This window comes from Arabiibacter massiliensis, from assembly GCF_902386925.1.
Lineage (GTDB): Bacteria > Actinomycetota > Coriobacteriia > Coriobacteriales > Eggerthellaceae > Arabiibacter > Arabiibacter massiliensis.
This window is the reverse complement of the sequence record NZ_LR698996.1, coordinates 539,437-556,583: the sequence shown is the minus strand read 5'-3', so window position 1 is coordinate 556,583 and position 17,147 is coordinate 539,437. Positions and strand designations below refer to the sequence as shown.

General features: G+C 66.7%; 20 protein-coding genes. 4 read left to right on the top strand and 16 right to left on the bottom strand.

Annotated features, from left to right (window positions below; all coding sequences use genetic code 11):
* Positions 1 to 179 precede the first annotated feature (179 nt).
* The 3 genes from FX134_RS02400 to FX134_RS02390 are packed head-to-tail and all read right to left on the bottom strand — an operon-like array spanning position 180 to position 2,807.
* On the bottom strand, positions 180 to 656 hold the full coding sequence (locus FX134_RS02400; RefSeq protein ID WP_080797372.1) for a hypothetical protein: 477 nt from the start codon (positions 654 to 656) through the stop codon (positions 180 to 182).
* 16 nt (positions 657 to 672) lie between these two features.
* Positions 673 to 1,638, bottom strand: a complete 966-nt coding sequence (locus FX134_RS02395; RefSeq protein WP_080797371.1) for a prenyltransferase — start codon at positions 1,636 to 1,638, stop codon at positions 673 to 675.
* Positions 1,635 to 2,807, bottom strand: coding sequence for an Mbeg1-like protein (locus FX134_RS02390; protein ID WP_080797370.1), 1,173 nt, complete (start codon positions 2,805 to 2,807; stop codon positions 1,635 to 1,637). The genes FX134_RS02395 and FX134_RS02390 overlap by 4 nt, the downstream gene beginning before the upstream one ends.
* A gap of 41 nt (positions 2,808 to 2,848) precedes the next feature.
* Here FX134_RS02390 and FX134_RS02385 point away from each other — a divergent pair, with 41 nt between their 5' ends.
* On the top strand, positions 2,849 to 3,304 hold the full coding sequence (locus tag FX134_RS02385) for an acyl-CoA thioesterase (protein ID WP_080797369.1): 456 nt from the start codon (positions 2,849 to 2,851) through the stop codon (positions 3,302 to 3,304).
* A 43-nt stretch (positions 3,305 to 3,347) separates the two neighbouring features.
* On the top strand, positions 3,348 to 3,917 hold the full coding sequence (locus tag FX134_RS02380; RefSeq protein ID WP_080797368.1) for a phosphatase PAP2 family protein: 570 nt from the start codon (positions 3,348 to 3,350) through the stop codon (positions 3,915 to 3,917).
* Here FX134_RS02380 and ku read toward each other — a convergent pair.
* Together ku and FX134_RS02370 are read right to left on the bottom strand one after the other, a co-directional pair.
* Positions 3,914 to 4,759, bottom strand: coding sequence for a non-homologous end joining protein Ku (gene ku / locus FX134_RS02375; RefSeq protein ID WP_080797367.1), 846 nt, complete (start codon positions 4,757 to 4,759; stop codon positions 3,914 to 3,916). The two genes, FX134_RS02380 and ku, sit on opposite strands and share 4 nt — an antisense overlap.
* A gap of 389 nt (positions 4,760 to 5,148) precedes the next feature.
* Positions 5,149 to 5,715 (bottom strand): hypothetical protein, encoded by a 567-nt coding sequence (locus FX134_RS02370; protein WP_080797366.1) that lies wholly within the window; start codon positions 5,713 to 5,715, stop codon positions 5,149 to 5,151.
* Between the two features lie 625 nt (positions 5,716 to 6,340).
* On the opposite strand from FX134_RS02370, the gene FX134_RS14520 reads away from it, so the two are divergent.
* Positions 6,341 to 6,487: a hypothetical protein gene (locus tag FX134_RS14520; protein WP_172623347.1), complete on the top strand. Its 147-nt coding sequence runs from the start codon at positions 6,341 to 6,343 to the stop codon at positions 6,485 to 6,487.
* On the opposite strand, the gene FX134_RS02365 is transcribed toward FX134_RS14520, so the two are convergent.
* The 5 genes from FX134_RS02365 to FX134_RS02345 all read right to left on the bottom strand — a co-directional run bounded on the left by FX134_RS02365 (position 6,484) and on the right by FX134_RS02345 (position 8,922).
* A complete protein-coding gene (locus FX134_RS02365) occupies positions 6,484 to 6,957 on the bottom strand; it encodes a hypothetical protein (protein ID WP_232050813.1) in 474 nt (157 codons plus the stop codon). The genes FX134_RS14520 and FX134_RS02365 overlap by 4 nt on opposite strands.
* Before the next feature lie 145 nt (positions 6,958 to 7,102).
* Positions 7,103 to 7,537 carry a MerR family transcriptional regulator gene (locus FX134_RS02360; protein ID WP_080797365.1) on the bottom strand — a complete coding sequence of 145 codons (435 nt, stop codon included), beginning with the start codon at positions 7,535 to 7,537 and terminating at the stop codon, positions 7,103 to 7,105.
* A gap of 86 nt (positions 7,538 to 7,623) precedes the next feature.
* On the bottom strand, positions 7,624 to 8,070 hold the full coding sequence (gene dut, locus FX134_RS02355; protein ID WP_172623346.1) for a dUTP diphosphatase: 447 nt from the start codon (positions 8,068 to 8,070) through the stop codon (positions 7,624 to 7,626).
* Positions 8,070 to 8,516: a transcriptional regulator NrdR gene (gene nrdR, locus FX134_RS02350; protein WP_080797364.1), complete on the bottom strand. Its 447-nt coding sequence runs from the start codon at positions 8,514 to 8,516 to the stop codon at positions 8,070 to 8,072. The genes dut and nrdR overlap by 1 nt, the downstream gene beginning before the upstream one ends.
* A 97-nt stretch (positions 8,517 to 8,613) precedes the next feature.
* The gene (locus FX134_RS02345) at positions 8,614 to 8,922 is read right to left on the bottom strand and encodes a hypothetical protein (protein WP_080797363.1); all 309 of its coding nucleotides are present in this window, start codon (positions 8,920 to 8,922) and stop codon (positions 8,614 to 8,616) included.
* 114 nt (positions 8,923 to 9,036) lie between these two features.
* On the opposite strand from FX134_RS02345, the gene lexA reads away from it, so the two are divergent.
* Entirely contained in the window at positions 9,037 to 9,675 is a 639-nt protein-coding gene (lexA, locus tag FX134_RS02340) for a transcriptional repressor LexA (protein ID WP_080797362.1), read from the top strand.
* A gap of 72 nt (positions 9,676 to 9,747) precedes the next feature.
* On the opposite strand, the gene hflX is transcribed toward lexA, so the two are convergent.
* From hflX to rny, 6 genes are all read right to left on the bottom strand, one after another.
* Positions 9,748 to 11,064: a GTPase HflX gene (hflX, locus tag FX134_RS02335; protein WP_080797361.1), complete on the bottom strand. Its 1,317-nt coding sequence runs from the start codon at positions 11,062 to 11,064 to the stop codon at positions 9,748 to 9,750.
* A gap of 174 nt (positions 11,065 to 11,238) precedes the next feature.
* On the bottom strand, positions 11,239 to 12,204 hold the full coding sequence (gene miaA, locus FX134_RS02330; RefSeq protein WP_080797360.1) for a tRNA (adenosine(37)-N6)-dimethylallyltransferase MiaA: 966 nt from the start codon (positions 12,202 to 12,204) through the stop codon (positions 11,239 to 11,241).
* Entirely contained in the window at positions 12,194 to 13,555 is a 1,362-nt protein-coding gene (miaB, locus tag FX134_RS02325) for a tRNA (N6-isopentenyl adenosine(37)-C2)-methylthiotransferase MiaB (protein ID WP_080797359.1), read from the bottom strand. Before miaB ends, miaA begins: the two co-directional genes overlap by 11 nt.
* A 9-nt stretch (positions 13,556 to 13,564) precedes the next feature.
* Positions 13,565 to 13,915 (bottom strand): stage V sporulation protein S, encoded by a 351-nt coding sequence (locus tag FX134_RS02320; RefSeq protein WP_080797358.1) that lies wholly within the window; start codon positions 13,913 to 13,915, stop codon positions 13,565 to 13,567.
* 142 nt (positions 13,916 to 14,057) lie between these two features.
* The gene (locus FX134_RS02315; RefSeq protein ID WP_080797357.1) at positions 14,058 to 15,161 is read right to left on the bottom strand and encodes an ATP-binding protein; all 1,104 of its coding nucleotides are present in this window, start codon (positions 15,159 to 15,161) and stop codon (positions 14,058 to 14,060) included.
* Positions 15,162 to 15,176: 15 nt separating this feature from the next.
* Positions 15,177 to 16,709 (bottom strand): ribonuclease Y, encoded by a 1,533-nt coding sequence (gene rny / locus FX134_RS02310; RefSeq protein ID WP_080797356.1) that lies wholly within the window; start codon positions 16,707 to 16,709, stop codon positions 15,177 to 15,179.
* Positions 16,710 to 17,147 lie beyond the last annotated feature (438 nt).

Sequence of the window (17,147 nt, the reverse complement as noted above, 5' to 3'; positions counted from 1 at the left end):
CTGCCTCGTTCGTTCTCGTCAGGTGAGAGTATACGGCAAGAAGGGAGCTGCGGCCACCTCGGGCTGTCGCCGCGCGGGATCCTTCGACTCGCTTCGCTCGCTCAGGATGACAAGAGGGCCGCCCTGCGCTCAGGATGACAAGGAGGGGCGCCCTACGCGCTCCGCTCAGGCAAAAAACATCACGCGAGGGCGGCGAGCATGCCGACGGCGGCCACGACCGCCAGCACGGCCAGCATGAACACGATGGTGCGCATGTGCAGGTGGTCGAGGCGCGCCGTACGGGCACGAGCCGCCGCGGCGTTCTCGGCACCCTCCGGGCGCTCGGGACGCTGCACGATGAAGAACCAGGCCACGACCGCGATGAGCGCGACGAAGGCGACGTTGTTGGCGAACGTCGCGACCGAGGCCAGGCCGGCCGCTCCGGCGAGCCCTGCCGCCAGGAACAGCGCGAGCGTGGCCATGAGCGCGCAGCCGACGGCCAGCACGACGACCATGCGGCGGGCAAGCGTCCGGAGCCCCGCTTCGTCCTCAGGCGAGCGGGCCGCCTCGGCCGCAAGCAGCTCGAGCCACGATCCGCGCCAGAACATGGCGCCGACGACGGCGAACGCGGCCAGCGCGACGAGGGTTGCCGCAAGGGCGGCGACGGTTGCCTCCATGGTTACTCCTTCGCTTTCAGATGACGAGCACGGCGCCGCTCGCCAGGATGCCGGCCGCGTAGAACGCCCCGAGCGCGACGTTCACGCCGCACACCTGGGCCATCGCGCCGATGCGCGAGGCGGGAACGAGCGGATTGGACAAGAGAGCCTTGAGCAGGGGATAGGATGCGAGCAGCATGAACGGGGCCACCACGAGCCCGTTGGAGAAGAACGCGGCGAGCAGGACGACGACGGCCGCCACCCAGGCGTACACCGCGCCGTGGTAAAGCCGCCGCGCGCGTTCGCGCCCGAGCAGCACGGGCAGCGTCCGGCGGCCCGACTCCACGTCCTTCTCGATGTCGCAGGTGTTGTTCGTGAGCATGATGAGCCCCACGCCCAGGATGGTGGGCACCGCCCACAAAAGCGCGCGCAGGTCGAAGACGCCGGTCAGGGCCTGGTAGCAGGCGAGCGGGATGAGCCCGCCCATCACGAGCCCGCTGGCAAGCTCGCCCACGGGCAGATACGACAGCGGCGTCTTGCCGGCGGAGTACAGAACGACGATGGCCGCGCCCACGCCGCCGATGGCGAGCGGGATCCACCCGGCGATCCAGATGACGTAGGCCCCGATCGCGAACGCCGCCGCGAGGAACCCGATCGCCAGCGCGAGCGCCGCGCGCGGATCCACGTTGTTGTACACCAGCACGGCATCGGTGGGGTCCACGTTGTCGTCGGCCGAGTCCGCGCCCTTCACGTAGTCGTAGTAGTCGTTGAACGTGTTCACGGCGGCCTGCATGAGCACGCAGATGACCAGCAGCGCGCACGCCATCGTCGCCGACACGGCCGGTGCCGTCACCGCGGCCGCCGCCAGCGCGACGAGCGCGGGCAGGATGGCTGCGGGCCAGGTGTGGGGCGCGGCCAACTGCACGGCCATGCGCGGCGTGAGCCGGCCGAAGCCGCCCGCCGCCTCGGGTTCCTCCGCTATCTCGCGCGCCTCTGCGCTCATGCTCCGCTTCCTTTCCCCTCGTCGTAGCGGTTGCGCCGCCCGGACAGCCACGTGGGCGGCGCGGGCTTGAACCGCTTGATGGTCTCGTTCTTGAGGATGCCGCCCAGCGAGCCGATGGTCTGCCAGATGAAGCTCTTCGTCTCGGCGTCCAGCTTCGAGCGCGCGCCGAGCACCTGGCGCGTGTTCGCGAACAGCTTCTCCTGGAACTCGGCCCACGACGCGGCCTCGGTGGACGCCAAGAGCTCGTAGATGGTATCGATGAAGCGCTCGCGCTCCTCGGGCGCCTTGCTGCGCAGCCACGCGTCGAGCGCCTCGTCGAAGAACACCGCCGTGGGGTTGAGCGCCTCCTGGTACACGAAGTCGTCGCCCTCGGTCTGCCAGGTGAACGGCTCGTGCTGGAACACCGACAGCGCCGAGGACACCACCACGCGGAAGTCCGCGCGCCGCTCGAGGATCATGCCGAACGCCGAGGACTCGGGCACCGTCTTGTGCAGCAGCGCGCAGAACCGCACGTCATCGATGCGCGGCGAGGGATCCTCCAAAAAGGACGGCCCGTCGTGGTTGTACACGCCCTCGAGGCGCGCGTAGGCGCCCTCGTCCACCGTGAGCGCCGCGTACTCGGCGAGGTTGCCGCCCTTGGAGTGCCCGCCCAGGATGAGCGGCCCGCCGAAGGCCGAGGCAACGCCCGAGACGTAGGCCGCCGCCGTGCGCTGGGAGGGGATCACCCGCTTGAAGCACAGGTTGAAGTCCTCCTTCCAGCCGGCGAAGCTGCCGTCGGTGCCGCGGAAGGCCAGGTAGGCCGTCTCGCCCGCGGCGGCGGGGAAGAACAGCGTCACCGCCGAGAACTGCTTCTCCACCGCTTCGGAGAGCTCGTTGGCGTAGAAGGCGACGCGCACGTCGCGCATGCGCCGGCTCGCTGAGAGCACGTGCAGGAAGTCCCGCGTGTCCTTCGCGTCCTCCATCCAGCTGTGCGCCGTGAGCGCGTCCCAGTCGGCGAGCATCACCACGTCGTGCAGCAGGACGCGCTCGCCGGGCTCCGCGGGCAGGCAGGGGGCCTCCTCGTAGTTCAGATAGGCCAGCGTGGAGAAAACGAGCGAGTCCACCGGGTTAAACGGTGATTCCGCGAAGGTTCGCTGCTCCTCGGCCATATACGCTACGATATTCCTCATGCCGTCATTGTAGCCGATCGGAAAGGACGGGTGCCCGGACCATGCGGGTTTGCACGCCAATAACCATACGCTATGCCGAAACGGACATGATGGGCATCGTCTACCACGCGAACTACCTGCTGTACTTCGAGGACGCGCGCACCGCCTTCCTCGAGGCTATCGGGTTCCCGTACTCCAAGATCGAGGAGGCGGGCTTCATATCGCCCGTGGTCAGCTTCACCTGCGACTACGGCGAGCCCTTGCGCTACGGCGACATCGCCATCGTGCGCACGCGCGTCGTCTCCTCGCGTCCGACGAAGACCGTCTACGCCTACGAGGTGTTCAAGCAGGGCCAGGACCTCGATGCGGCGAAGCCCTGCTGCACGGGACGCAGCACCCACTGCCTCGTGGACGCGGAGACGTTCAAACCCGTGAGCGTGAAGCGCGCCCTGCCCGGGCTCTACGCGCGCTACGCCGAGGTGCTCGAGCCCGAGGACGGGGAGGGGAGCGCCCGATGAGCGCCTCCGCTGCTGGCCGCGCACGGGCCGCGTGAGGCTGCCTGTGGACCTCGCCATCCTCGATTTCATCCAGGAGCGCCTGCGCACGCCCCTGCTCGACGACGTCATGATCGCGCTCACGCATCTGGGCGACCTCGCGCTCGTCTGGCTCGTCGCGGGCGCCGTGCTCCTCGCGCAGCCGAAGCGCCGCCAGTACGGCGCGGCCGTGATACTCGCCGTGGTCGCCACGGCCGCCATCGGCATGCTCGTGCTCAAGCCGCTGTTCGACCGCCCGCGGCCCTTCGTCGCGCACGAGTTCCTCGGGCTGCTCGTCCCGCCGCCCCTGGGCACGTCGTTCCCGTCGAACCACTCGATGGTGTCCTTCGCCGCCGCCACCGCCATCTGCTGCATCCCGGAAGGCGGGCGCGGCGTGAAGGCCGTGAAGACCGGCGCGCTCGTCGTGGCGGCGCTCATCGCCATCTCGCGCATCTACCTGTACGTGCACTACCCGAGCGATATCCTGGTGGGCGCGATCGTGGGCGTGGGCCTGGGGCTCGCCTCCGTCTGGGTCGTCAAGCGCCTTTGGAGCCTGCGCGGGCGGGGGAGCGGCGGCACGGGGCCGGACGGCGGCTAGGAGGCCTTCTTGCGCCCGCGCTTCGGGGCGGGCTTCTCGGGCTCCTGGGCGGCCGCCTCCTTCGCACCCTCGCCGTCGCCTTCGTCCTCGCGGGCCTTCAAGCTGGCGGCGAGCGCGTCCATGAGGTTGATGATGTTGGAGGGCTGCGCGGCGGGCTCTGCGGCCACCACCTGCTTGCCGGCGATCTTGTTCTGGATGAGGTCCATGAGCTTCTCCTGGTAGGAGTTCTTGAACCGCGCGGGGTCGAAGGGCTCGGTCATGCTTTCCACCAGGCGCTTCGCCATGTCGAGCTCGGCATCGGCCACGTCGGGGTGCTCGAGGGACTTGGGGATGTCCTTCACCTCGCTCGCGTAGTGCAGCGTCATCATGACCAGGTCGTCCTCGTAGGGGATGAGCGCGATGGGGGTCTCGGAGTTGCCGAGCACCGTGGTGCCGATGGCTATCTTGCCCTCGTCCACCATCGCGCGGCGCAATAGCTCGAGCGCCTTCTCGCCGCCGGGCTGCGCCACCAGTTGGTAGGGCTTCTCGAAGTAGATGGGCGGCACCTCGGCGAAGTCAGAGAACTGCACGATCTTGAGCGAGCGGTCCGCCGCGCTCTTGACGGCGTCGAGCTCCTCGTCGGAGACGACGACGTACTTGCCCTTCTCGTACTGGTAGCCGCGCACGATGTCGTCGGGCCCCAGCTCACGCTTGCAGTCGGGGCACGTCTTCACGTAGCGCACGCGCTTCATCGTGTCCTTCGCCAGCTGGTTGAACCGCACGGCGTCGTCCTGGGTGGCCGCGAACATCTCGATGGGGATGTACACGAGGCCGAACGCGATGGCGCCCTTCTTTCCGGCCATGGCCGCACCTTCCTTTCCGTCTGCGACGCGGTTGGGGAAGACCGATCGTAGCGCGCCTGCAGGGCGCGGCGGGGCGGCGGGGAAGGGCCGGGGGCGAACTGCAACGTGCTTGTTGACGCACGTCATCCGAATACGCAAGGAGCCGGCGCGTGGACGGCTCCTTGCGTTAGAACTGTGCGCTGTCACGCAAGGCGTCGAACGAGCGATGCGCACCAAAGGACGCCCGCGAAGCACAACAGCGAAATCACGTATCCCATGACTCCTCCTTGCATCCAGACCGCGAGCCGTACGGCTCGCAGAGAGGATATCAGTCAGGCGGCGCGGCCCGGCACCCCTCGCGCCAACGGTTACCGAACGGTGGTTGAACCGTTACCGCGCCGCGCGATCCCCTAATTCGAGAACAACGCGTTGGACAGGGCGTGCTGGGCGTCGGCCGTGGGGGTCCAGACGTTGTCCTTGCGCTCGAACGTGAGCGCCACCGGCGCCGTCTCGGTCGCAGGCACTGCGGCGATGGCGTCCATGATGGTCTGGCCGAGCTTCTGGTTGAGCTCCTCCTCGCTGAGATCGGCGAGCGACTCGTCGCCGGCGAGCTCAGCCGAGGCCGCCTCAAGCGCATCGGTGTAAGCCGCGAAGCTCTTGCAGGTGAGCGTGACCGTGGCCGTGGCAGCATCCCCGTTCACCGTCACGTCGTCGATGCGGTAGTCGAAGCCGCCCAGATAGGTGCTCACGAACTCCTTGGCGTCGATGCCGAAGTCAGCGAGCTGCTCCACCCCTGCGGACGCGGCGAGCTCGTCGACGAGGCTCGCATCGAGGTTCTTCAGGCTGTCGAGCTCCTTGGTCACCCCTTCGCGCACCACCTCCTCGGCGCTCGGGCCGCAGCTCACGAGCGCGAAGGCCCCGAACGCCAGCAGCGCCGCCACCAGCAGCCCGGCGAGCCCCCTCTTGATTCGAACCATGCTCCCTCTCCTCTCCTTATGAAAAGCGCGTGGTGCAAGCATACGGCATAGAAGCGCATCCGTCTATGCCGAGCAGCCCGAGGAAGGGCGCGCAGTCAACCGCCGGTTCAACAAAGAAGCTCCAGCAGCCTGACACTTACGTTAGAGTTACTCTAAGAGGCTTCCGTTTATCGCTTTGCAACGCGATAGTGGAGAACAGGGGCTCTGAAGCAACGCTGCACGCGCATCATGCTTCTTCCGCACAAAAAACCTCGGCGTGAAAGGATCCCGGCGGGCCGAGCAGCCTCCGGTTTTTCGCGACCTGGGAAAACGCTGGAAGCCTTCCGCTCAGGGGAGCCGATGCGCGTCCGTTTTTGCTTCCGGACCTTTCACGCCGAGGTTTTTTGTGTCGAGCAACCCAGATTTACGTGCAACAGTGGAAAGGATCCGGTTGTACGCCATGTGCAAAACGATCTACAGGGGGAGGAGGTACGACAGCTCTGCCAATCTCAGTTCCCATCCCGCATCCCGCCGCCGCATCTGCCATTCCCTGACTTTACATAAGACATGTTATCATCAAAATGGACATACAATATTAAGGAATCTGATTTATCATATTGCAGAGGGATTCGCGAAGGAGCGTCTAATGGAGAAACACCTGCATATCAGCTTCTCATTCGCATTGGTCTTTTCGGATCATGCAGTGAAAAATGAAATTTGCATCGAGCCCTCATCTCGCAAAACGCTGTTCGATCGGCTCAAGACGGTATTTCTCGAAATGCGCCTACGCTAGCCCCAGGTTGATGACCCTGCGGCTCCGCTTCCGGGGTCCATTGCGAAGCCGGCGTAGTCTCCGCTTTCCATCATCTGCATGACCTCGGGCAGCAAGATGAAGAAGGAAATCCCGTTGAGCACGAGCGCGATGGCGCACAAGACGATGCCGACGGCGCTCGAGCGCTTCAACAGCGCGGCAGCCGCCCCGACGCGCGTCGTCCTCGTCACCAACTGCTTGAGCCGTGAGTTCGCAACGATGGCGCACACGAGTCCGACCGTGCTCAGCAGCACGCCGCCCAGGAAGAGCGACACCGGGCCGGCGATGTTCGCCACCATCACGAGCGTCTGGGCCTTCTTCAGCTGCTGCATGTCGAGCACGTTCGGCTGCAGGCTCGGCGAAAGGCCGGGCTGGCGCTCGTCGGGATCGGGTTCGGCCCCGTTTCGAGGCGGACGAGGGGGCTCGGGAGGCAAATTGTCGCTGTCGCTCATGGCAATCCTTCAATAGGTCGATTTTTCATGCCTCTGACCTGGGGTTTTATAAACGAGGCTCTGAGAGCCGTTCTAAGGCCCTATCTTGCCCTCGGACGACTCCTAGGTCATGGAAATCGGCGTTTTCTCTTCGCTCAAACGGGTACTATAGCATTGCGGGCCGGCCGCCGGGTCGATCCGCAGACAATTCCACACCCGCCGCGCGAAGACGGCCGAGGCACTCCTGAAGCTCGGCCAACTGGTACTCGAGCACCGTCTCCTGCGCGAGTACGATATCGCGCCGCTCGTCGACCGAGCGCGCGCCGCGCCTCTGAAGCTTCACGTAGTACTGAATGCCCTCGATGGACAATCCGCTTTTGCGGAGCGCATCGACGAAGTAAAGCTGGGCGATGTCGGCTTTCGAGAACGTGCGGATCCCGCGGTGGTCGCGCGCCAGGTTCGGGAAGAAACCGCATTTGTCGTAGTAGCGGATCGTGAAGGCCGAGATGCCCGTCTGGTCGGCGACCTCGGCGATGCCGAAGCACGGCAGGACGCTCGCATCGCCATGCTCCTCGAAACCGCTTCGCTCCTCGTCGGCCATCGTCGCCTTCCCCGGTTGTTGCTTAGAGTAACTCTAAGCAACCGTTCTCTTCGACGGTTTTCACGTTAGAGTTACTCTAACGCTCCTTACATCCTCACGCCGCTGCTGCCGAAGCCGCCCGCGCCGCGCTCGGTCTCGGGCAGCTCCTCGCTCGGATCGAACTCGACCGCCGGGACCTGGAGCACGACGAGCTGCGCGATGCGATCCCCCCGCTTCACGGCGAACGGCTCGTGCGCATCGAGGTTCACGAGGACGACCCCCACCTCGCCGCGGTAGTCGCTGTCGATGAGCCCGGGCGCGTTCACGAGGGACACGCCGTGCTTGATGGCGAGGCCGCTGCGAGGCAGCACGAACCCGGCGTATCCGCGCGGGATGGCGAGCGCGATGCCGCAGGGCACGAGCTTTCGCTCGAAGGGCTGGAGCAGCACGTCGCAGGTGGAGCGCAGATCGACGCCGGCATCGCCTGCATAGGCGTAGGCGGGCGCGGGAAGATCGGGATCGAGCCTTTGCAGGGGCACGCGGAGGACGGCCATCAGCGCAGCTCCTCCAACGCGGCGGAGAACTCCTCGACGTTCTGGAAGTCCTTGTACACGCTCGCGAAGCGCACGTACGCGACGTCGTCGAGCTTCGCGAGGCGCACGAGCGCCATGTCGCCGAGCTCCTTCGAGCCGATCTCGGTCTTCGACGCGTTGCGCAGCTCGGCCTCGATGCTGTCGATGAGGGCCGCGATCTGCTCGGGCGCGATCGGGCGCTTGGCGCACGCGATCAGCAGGCCCCGCATGAGCTTCTGTCTATCGTAGGCCTCCGAGGAACCGTCCGTCTTGATGACGATGAGCGGGTTCTCCCCCAGCCGCTCGTAGGTAGTGAAACGCCTTCCGCAGTCGAGGCATTCGCGGCGGCGGCGTATGGCCGTGCCGTCTTCGGAAGGTCGCGAATCGACCACTTTCGATTCGGGGTTGCCGCAGGAAGGACAGCGCATTCAGGCTCCTTAGATCGCTTTCCGATCAGCCTAGCACACTATATATTGTGGCTCAATTGACGAAAGAGAATCGCGCAAAAAACCCTCCCGCCGGCCTTCAGACGCCGAGCACGGCCAGGAGCGCGACCGCCGCGAACACGATGCCGGCGACAACCGCCTGCCATGGCGCGATGCGGTCGTAGGAGCGGCCTTTCGCAGTGCCGTAACGTAGGCTGCGGACCAGTTCCGAGCCGAGGATCCTATCGCGCGCGCCGCAACGCTGAGCGCCGAGGGAGCCATGGGCCGCGCAGGGAGCGGCTTGTGCCGGGAACTTGATGATGGTCCCCCGGCTGGAAGACGGATGAGAAAGCTTCGGCTGCAGCGCGGAGGTGCCGTTCACTGGATAGCGCATCGCGAAATTCTTCATCTTTCTTGCTCCTTGCTCTTGCGTAGAACCTATGTTCGCATATATAATAGTCCGAACAAAGGTTCATGTCAACAAGTTTTAAAACATTTGTTCGGTTGAAGGAAAGGACGAGAAATGTCCGAGAAAGTGACGAAGCGTCAGCAAGCGGTTCTCAGCTGCATCGAGGATTGCATCCGCGAGAAGGGCTACGGCCCCACCGTGCGCGAGGTGTGCCAGACCTTGGGCCTCTCCTCCCCCTCCACCGTCCACGTGCACCTCAAGGCGCTCGAGGAGAAGGGCCTCATCAAGCGCGATCCCCTCAAGTCGCGCTCCATCGCGCTCACCTATCCGCTCGAGGACGCGGCGCTCGCCACGAACATCGTGCAGCCGTGCTTCAGCAAGATCGTGAACGTGCCGCTGGTGGGCAACGTGGCGGCCGGCTCGCCCATTCTCGCCGAGGAGAACATCACCGACACGATCTCGCTCCCCACCGACATCGTGGGCGACTCGCCCTCCTTCCTCTTGTCGGTGCGCGGCGAGAGCATGATCGAAGCCGGCATCAACGACGGAGACTACGTCGTGGTGAAGGAGCAGCCGGTGGCGAACAACGGCGACATCGTGGTGGCCATCGTCGACGACGGTGCCACGGTCAAGCGCTTCTACAAGGAGCCCGACCATATCCGCCTGCAGCCCGAGAACTCCACGATGGAGCCCATCATCACCACCGACTGCGCCATCGCGGGCAAGGTGGTCGCGGTCTTCCGCCGCCTGTAAATGCCCGACGCCCCCTCGACACGGGAGAGCCGTCGTCGAGGGGGCGTCGTCAGGAGCGTCGGACGCGGGCGCTCAGCCTCTTTCCACCGCGAAGGGCCTGAACGATCCGGCATAGGAAGGCGCTGCCAGCATGACGATGCGCGTGCCGCCCTCTTCGTGCGTTTCCGACAGGATATGGCAGCGCTCATGAGCCACCGACACGAGGTCGCCGCGGCTGTAGGGCACGAGCACGTCGAGATGCTCGTCGTGGGCCGAGGCGACGCGGGCGATGTGGTCGATCAGCTCGGCAGTGCCCTCCCCCGTCGCCGCCGACACGAACTGCGCCTGGGAATGGCGCGCTTTGAGGGCTGCAAGCGCCTCGTCGTCGAGCAGGTCGCACTTGTTGAACACGAGCACGCGCCCGAGGTCCTGCGCATGGATCTGGCCGAGCACGTCCTCGACGGCGGCTATCTGCGAAGCGTACTCCTCCGACGAGGCATCCACCACGTGAAGCACCAGGTCGGCGCCCGTTATCTCGTCGAGCGTTGATTTGAACGCCTCCACGAGCGTGGTCGGCAGCTTCTGGATGAATCCCACCGTGTCGGTTATGGTGATCTCGCGTCCCTCGGGCAGCACGAACTTGCGCGTGGTGGAGTCGAGCGTGGCGAACAGCTTGTCGTAGGCGAGCACGTCGGCGTTCGTCAGACGGTTGAGCAGGCTCGACTTGCCTGCATTCGTATAGCCGGCCAGCGCCACCTTGAACATGCCGCTCTCGTAGCGGCTCTCGCGCTGAACCGCCCGCACCTCGGCCAGATGCTTGAGTTCGCGCTTGATGGACGTGATGCGCTTGCGCACCATGCGGCGGTCGACCTCCAGCTGGCTCTCGCCCTCGCCGAAGCGCGACCCCACGCCGCCGCCCATGCGGTTGGAGGCCAGGTGGGCCCACATGCCGCGCAATCGCGGCAGCAGGTACTCGTTCTGCGCGAGGCGCACCTGCAGACGGCCCTCCTTGCTGGTGGCGTGCAGGGCGAAGATGTCCAGGATGAGCGCCGTGCGGTCGATGACCTTGACGTCCTTGCCGACGGCCTTCTCCAGGTTGGCCTGCTGGGAGGGCGTGAGCTCGTCGTCGAACACCACGAGGTCGGCCCCGTGGGCACGCGCGAGCTCCGCCACCTCCTCGGCCTTGCCGGTGCCGACGAACGTTTTGGGATTCGGGGAATCGAGCTTCTGCGACGTCGCGGCCACGACGTCGGCGCCGGCGGTGTCGACGAGCCGCTCCAGCTCGGCGAGCGACGAGGCGAGCGGCCAGGTCGAGCCCGGGCGGTCGACGCCCACGAGCACCGCCTTCTCGCGGCGCTGCTCGGAGACGGGAACCATCCCGCGCATGATGACGGATTCTAATTCTGACATGGGGCAATCCTTTCCCAGAGACGGATCAAGACGGTACGAGAAACGATCACCTCGGCTGCATGGATGCTCCTTCGCTCGACGGAGGGCCGCGCTCAACGGCGCGCCATCATCATAGCATAGAGGACGGCCGCGCCGAAAACCGCAGGGAAACGGATGCCGTCCGACCCGCCTGCCTCAGGCGTCCGAGCGCTCGAGCAGGGCGAGGGCCTCCACGACGAGCGCGTCGGCATCGCCCGCGTCGGCATCGATCCAGCGGATGCGCGCGTCCTTGCGAAACCACGTGCGCTGCCGCTTCGCGTAGCGATGCGTCGCCGTCTTGATGCGCTGCACGGCCTCATCGAGGGTCGTCTCGCCGTCGAGCGCGGCCGCGATCTCCTTGTACCCGATGGCCTGCGGCGCCGTGATGCCCTCGCGGAACCCGCGCGCGAGCAGCCCGCGCACCTCGTCTGCCAGCCCCGCCTCCATCATCGCATCGACGCGCGCGTCGATGCGGGCGCGCAGCATGTCGGGATCGACCGAAAGCCCGAGGAAGACGGCGGGCACCACCTGGGGAATCGCCGAGAGCTTGGCGCGCTGCTCGGCATAGGTCGCGCCGTCCTCCAAAAGCTCGAAGGCACGCGCGACGCGCTTGACGTCGGCCGGAGGGATGATGGCCGCGCTCGCCGGGTCGCGGCGCTCGAGGAGGTGCCAGAGCGCCTCGGCTCCCTGCTCCTCGGCAATGCGCATGCACCGCTCGCGCACAGGGTTGCCCACCTGCTCGCCCGCGGGAAAGTCGTAGCCGTCGATGGCGGCGCGCACGTAGAACCCCGTCCCGCCGCACAGCACGCAACGCCGCCCCCGCGCGTCGATATCGCGGAAACGCCCGCGCGCGTACTCTTGGAACAGCGCCGCGGAGAACGGCTCTCCCGGATCGACGAGGTCCAGGCCGTGATGGGGCACGAGGCGCTCGGCGGGCGGGAGCTTGCCCGTGCCGATGTCCATGCCGCGGTAGATCTGCATCGAGTCGGCGCTCACCACCTCGCCCCCGAGCTCGCGCGCGAGGCGCGCCGCCACGTCGGACTTGCCGGACGCCGTCGGCCCGACGACGCATACGACGGGCGCGACAAGCGAGAACTCAGGGGCCGTGGTATCAGCGGCCATCCACGACCTCGCCGGCGAGGTACCAGGTCTTCGCCTCGTCGACGCGCACCTTGACGATGCTTCCGGCGAGGTCCTGGGCGCTTGCCCCGGCGGGCGCGGGCGCATGCACGGTCTGGTTCTTCGGGCTCTTGCCCGCGAGCAGCCCCGCGTCGCGCTTGGACGCGCCCTCCACGAGCACGTCGACCGCCGCGCCGAGATCGGCCTGGTTCGCCTCGAAAGCGCGCTCCTGCACGAGGTCGACGAGGCGGTCGAAGCGCTGCTGCACGACCTCGCGCGGCGTCGCGTCCTCGATCGAGGCGGCCGGCGTGCCCTCGCGCTTGGAGTAGATGAACGTGAACACCTGATGGTAGCCCACCTCGTCCACCAAACGGTACGTGTCCTCGAAGTCCTTCGCCGTCTCGCCGGGGAACCCGACGATGATATCGGTCGAAAGCGCGATCTCCGGCAGCGCCTCGCGGAGCTTCCGCACCAAACCCAAGTAGTGCGCGCGCGTGTAGCGGCGGTTCATGGCGGCGAGCACCGCGTCGGAGCCCGACTGCACGGGCAGGTGCAGCGCCGGCATGAGCGAGCGCAGCGTGGCGAACTTGCCGATGACCTCGTCGGTGAGGTCCTTCGGGTGGCTCGTGGCGAAGCGCAGCCGCTCGATGCCGGTGGCGTCGAGCGCATCGAGCACGGCCGCGAAGCGCGGGCTTCCGTACAGATCGCGCCCGTAGGAGTTCACGTTCTGCCCCAGAAGCGTGATCTCCTTCACACCGGCGGCCACGTAGCGCTCGGCCTCCGCGACGATGTCCTCGAGCGGACGGGACTTCTCGCGTCCGCGCACGTAGGGCACGATGCAGTAGGAACAGAAGTTGTTGCACCCGATGGTGATGGGCAGCCATGCCGCCCAGTCGTGCTCGCGCGCGGTGGGCAGCTCGGTGGGAAACGACGAGGCGGCATCGAGCACCTCCACCTGATGGCCGCCCTCCTCGATGGCGGCCTCGAGCAGCCGGGGCAGCGCGCCGAGGTTGTGCGTGCCGAACACGACGTCGAGATGCGGCAGCGCGTCGACGAGCTTCTCCCCGTCGCGCTGGCCGATGCAGCCGCCGACGGCGACGACGCGCTTCGAGAGCGGCGAGCCCGCGCGCAGGGGCACGTTCTTGAGGGATGCCACCTGGCCGTACAGGCGCGTGTCGGCGGCTTCGCGCACGCAGCAGGTCATGAACGCGACGATATCGGCGTCCTCGATCGACTCGACCTGCAGCGCGCCCATGCCTTCCAGCATGCCGGCGATGCGCTCGGAGTCGTGCTTGTTCATCTGGCATCCGAACGTGCGGATGCAGAACGTAAGGTTCATGAAGGGGGTCTGCATGGGCGCGGTCTAACGTGCGGCGGGGCTGCCCGGCTGGGCTCCGCCCGATGCGGCCGGAACGGTTCCGCGCAGATAGCGGGGCTCGACGGTGAAGCGGATGGCGGTGCGGTACTCTCCGTCGATGACGATGTCGGCGAACGAGGGGACGCACGCGATCTCGATGCCGACGGGAGACAGGAAGCCGCGCGAGATGGCGATGGCCTTCACCGCCTGGTTGACCGCGCCGGCGCCCACGGCCTGGATCTCGACGCACACGCCGTCCTTCACCATGCCGGCGATGGCGCCGGCGACGGAGGCGGGCGACGACTTCGACGATACCTTCAAGCAGCCGATGTCCGGCTTGTTATCAGTAGTGGACATGCATATCCTTTTTCGTTTGGTCCGTTACGCGTGCGTTTGGCTCATGCAATATGCTCGGCGATCAACATCAAATTTGCATCTGTTATTCTACCTATTCAGCCCTGCGCGCGCAACCTGCCCGTATGCGCTCCGACAAGGAGTTTCAGCGCAGCTTCTCCACGGGGATGAACACGCGGATTCCGTCTTTGCCCACACGGACATCGGGCACTGCGCCGGGCTCGAGGTAGTAGGCGCGGGCGAGCTCGCCGAACGCCTCGGCCACGCGCTCGGAGAACGCCTCGAGGTCGGCCGGATCCACCCTCAGGCCGCGCGCATCGGCCCCCGCCGGACGTAGCGCGGGATGCGCCGCCTTCGTCGCGCCCGGGTGCGGGGCGCCGTCCTCCCCTGCGATGCGCACGCGCGCGAGGAGCGGCTCGAGCGGCTCGATGCCGCCGTCCATGATGCGCCGCGCCGAGCGCTCGGACAGGAGAAGGCCCAGCTTGGCCGCCTCCTCCGCGAGCATGGCGGGATCGGCCGCCGTCGCGAGGCGCTTGCAGACGGGAAGCTCGGAGGAGTCCGTGCAGAACGCACGCACGGCGGAGGTGAGCGACGAGAGGCCGAACGCGTAGAGCGTAGCGGCGATATCCGTGGCCGATCCCAGGTAGACCGTGCACGCGCGCCGGCTCTCGAGCGCGAACTCGCAGGCGGTGCGCAGGATGTTCTTCGGGCCGCGCACGGCGACGCTTCCGGACTCCGTGCGCTCGAACGTGGGGAACGTCGACTGGTCGGTCTTCTCGCCGAGGCGATCGAGGTCCGTCTCCACCACGAACGCGGCGCCCATCCCGGCATCCGATGCGGCAATGCGCGCCGACGCGGCGTTCACCGCGATGGAATAGAGCGCCATGCCGCGCCCGTGCACGCCCCACTTGTCCATGTGCATGGTGTCGAGCTTGGATGTGACGCGGGGCTCGAAGACGCGCTCATGCATGGCGGGCGGCACGCCGTCGCCGTCGTCGACCATCACGATGCGCCGCCGCCGCTCCTCTCGCGTGGCCGCCACGAAGACGCTCTTCGCGTTCGCATCGCGCGCGTTGCGCAGCATCTCGATGACGACGTCCTCGGTGGAGCGGATGTCGTGGGCGGCCTGGCGCCGCTCGGCCTCGGCGCTCCTCAAACGGACGAAGCCATCCCCGAGGTCGGCTTCGACCCGGAGATGGCTCATCCCGCAGACGTTCTCTATGAAGCTCTCGAGCGCTTCGTCGGCCACGGTGGGCGCGCCGTCCTACTTCGCGATGCCGACCGCGCGGCTCTCACGGATGACCACGACCTTCACCTGGCCGGGGTACTGCATCTCGTTCTCGATACGCTGCGCGATGTCGTGCGCGAGCACGGTGGTGGCGGCTTCGTCGACCGCCTCGGGCTCCACCATCACGCGCACCTCGCGACCCGCCTGGATGGCGTAGGTGCGCTCGACGCCCTTGTAGGAGTTCGCGATCTCCTCGAGCTTCTCGAGGCGCTTGACGTAGGCGTCGAGGGTCTCCTTGCGGGCACCGGGGCGCGCGGCGGACACGGCGTCGGCGGCCTGCACGAGCACGGCGAGCACGCTGGAGGGCTCCACGTCGTTGTGGTGCGCCTCGATGGCGTGCACGATGTCGGGCTTCTCGCCGAAGCGGCGCGCCAAGTCGGCGCCGATGACGGCGTGACTGCCCTCCACCTCGTGGTCGACGGCCTTGCCCAGGTCGTGCAGAAGGCCCGCGCGCTTGGCCGGGATGGGGTCGAGCCCCAGCTCAGAGGCCATGACGCCCGAGAGGTAGGCCACCTCGAGCGAGTGGTTGAGCACGTTTTGGCCGTACGAGGTGCGGTAGCGCAGACGTCCGAGCGTGCGCACGAGCTCGGGGTGCAGATCGTGGATGCCCGTGTCGAAGGCGGCCTGCTCGCCGGCCTCCTGCACACGCTGGTTCACGAGAGCCTCGGCCTTGCCGAACATCTCCTCGATGCGCGCCGGATGGATGCGCCCGTCGGCGACGAGGTTCTCCATGGTCACGCGGCCGATCTCGCGGCGAACGGGGTCGAAGCACGAGATGGTCACGCACTCCGGCGTGTCGTCGATGATGAGGTTCGTGCCGGTGAGCTGCTCGAACGAGCGGATATTGCGCCCCTCGCGGCCGATGATGCGGCCCTTGAGGTCATCCGAGGGGATGTGGATGGCGGACACGGTGGTCTCGGCCGAGTGGTCGGCCGCAACGCGCTGGATGGCGAGGCTCAGGATGGAGCGAGCCTTCTTGTCGGCCTCGGCCTTGGTGCGGGCCTCGGCGTCGCGGATGATGGCCGCGGACTCGTGCACGACCTCGTCCTTGAGCGTGTCGAGCAGCTCCGCCTTGGCCTCCTCCGGCGTCATGCCGGCCACGCGCTCGAGGCGCCGGCTGACCTCCTGCTCGGCCGCGTTCAGATCGCGCTCGCGGCGGTCGAGCTGGCCCTGCGTGGATGACATTTGATGCTCGCGCGCGTCGAGCGACTCGACGCGGCGGTCGAGCAGCTCCTCGCGCTGGGACAGGCGGCTCTCGGCCGAGCGGACCTCGCGCATGCGCTCCTTGTTCTCGGCCTGGGCCTCCTGCTTGAGGCGCAGGGCCTCGTCCTTCGCTTCGATGACGGCCTCGCGGCGCAGCGTCTCGGCCTGGCGTTTCGCGTCGGACACCACAGTCTCGGCCTCTTGCGCCGCTCGTTTCGTGGACGCGTTGACCAGGTACCTGCTGCCGACGAAGCCGAGGGCGATGCCGACGACCGCTCCGATGAGCAGCCAGATGATCTCGGGCATGCGATCCCCCTTTCGTTTCGTGTTCGATCAGTGTCAGTACAGCTCGTAAAGGTTGTGTGCATGAAAAATCCCGGACAAAGCCGGGCATGAGCGAACGCACGCGATACGGGTGGCATCGTATGAACTTTTCTATAAGAAGTACCCTCATCAGGTACGCATCACTCAAGCTATATCACATGATAAGGCTTGTGGTTGATTTGTAAAAGCCCTGACAAGAAATATTCTGAAAACCCAGGACACGGCGGCGGGGTGTGGCGGTGCCGGTTGCGAGCACGGCCGACAAACGGTCGGCAAGGAGCTGCGGAGCTGCGGAAGGCGGAAATGCATCTCGCAGCCCCTTGCCACGGCGTTCCAACCTGTGGTAGGATGCCGACAAGCGGTCGCCCGCGGCAACGGGCGGCTACCTCACATATTTTGAGTATGTGATCGAGGGCCGTC

What these genes read in the sequence shown, in the direction of transcription:
- FX134_RS02400 (WP_080797372.1), bottom strand. Translation starts at nt 656, where the DNA reads ATGGAGGCAACCGTCGCCGCCCTTGCGGCAACCCTCGTCGCGCTGGCC.
- FX134_RS02395 (WP_080797371.1), bottom strand. Translation starts at nt 1,638, where the DNA reads ATGAGCGCAGAGGCGCGCGAGATAGCGGAGGAACCCGAGGCGGCGGGC.
- FX134_RS02390 (WP_080797370.1), bottom strand. Translation starts at nt 2,807, where the DNA reads ATGAGGAATATCGTAGCGTATATGGCCGAGGAGCAGCGAACCTTCGCG.
- FX134_RS02385 (WP_080797369.1), top strand. Translation starts at nt 2,849, where the DNA reads ATGCGGGTTTGCACGCCAATAACCATACGCTATGCCGAAACGGACATG.
- ku (WP_080797367.1), bottom strand. Translation starts at nt 4,759, where the DNA reads ATGGCCGGAAAGAAGGGCGCCATCGCGTTCGGCCTCGTGTACATCCCC.
- FX134_RS02370 (WP_080797366.1), bottom strand. Translation starts at nt 5,715, where the DNA reads ATGGTTCGAATCAAGAGGGGGCTCGCCGGGCTGCTGGTGGCGGCGCTG.
- FX134_RS14520 (WP_172623347.1), top strand. Translation starts at nt 6,341, where the DNA reads ATGGAGAAACACCTGCATATCAGCTTCTCATTCGCATTGGTCTTTTCG.
- FX134_RS02365 (WP_232050813.1), bottom strand. Translation starts at nt 6,957, where the DNA reads ATGAGCGACAGCGACAATTTGCCTCCCGAGCCCCCTCGTCCGCCTCGA.
- FX134_RS02360 (WP_080797365.1), bottom strand. Translation starts at nt 7,537, where the DNA reads ATGGCCGACGAGGAGCGAAGCGGTTTCGAGGAGCATGGCGATGCGAGC.
- dut (WP_172623346.1), bottom strand. Translation starts at nt 8,070, where the DNA reads ATGGCCGTCCTCCGCGTGCCCCTGCAAAGGCTCGATCCCGATCTTCCC.
- nrdR (WP_080797364.1), bottom strand. Translation starts at nt 8,516, where the DNA reads ATGCGCTGTCCTTCCTGCGGCAACCCCGAATCGAAAGTGGTCGATTCG.
- FX134_RS02345 (WP_080797363.1), bottom strand. Translation starts at nt 8,922, where the DNA reads ATGAAGAATTTCGCGATGCGCTATCCAGTGAACGGCACCTCCGCGCTG.
- lexA (WP_080797362.1), top strand. Translation starts at nt 9,037, where the DNA reads ATGTCCGAGAAAGTGACGAAGCGTCAGCAAGCGGTTCTCAGCTGCATC.
- hflX (WP_080797361.1), bottom strand. Translation starts at nt 11,064, where the DNA reads ATGTCAGAATTAGAATCCGTCATCATGCGCGGGATGGTTCCCGTCTCC.
- miaA (WP_080797360.1), bottom strand. Translation starts at nt 12,204, where the DNA reads ATGGCCGCTGATACCACGGCCCCTGAGTTCTCGCTTGTCGCGCCCGTC.
- miaB (WP_080797359.1), bottom strand. Translation starts at nt 13,555, where the DNA reads ATGCAGACCCCCTTCATGAACCTTACGTTCTGCATCCGCACGTTCGGA.
- FX134_RS02320 (WP_080797358.1), bottom strand. Translation starts at nt 13,915, where the DNA reads ATGTCCACTACTGATAACAAGCCGGACATCGGCTGCTTGAAGGTATCG.
- rny (WP_080797356.1), bottom strand. Translation starts at nt 16,709, where the DNA reads ATGCCCGAGATCATCTGGCTGCTCATCGGAGCGGTCGTCGGCATCGCC.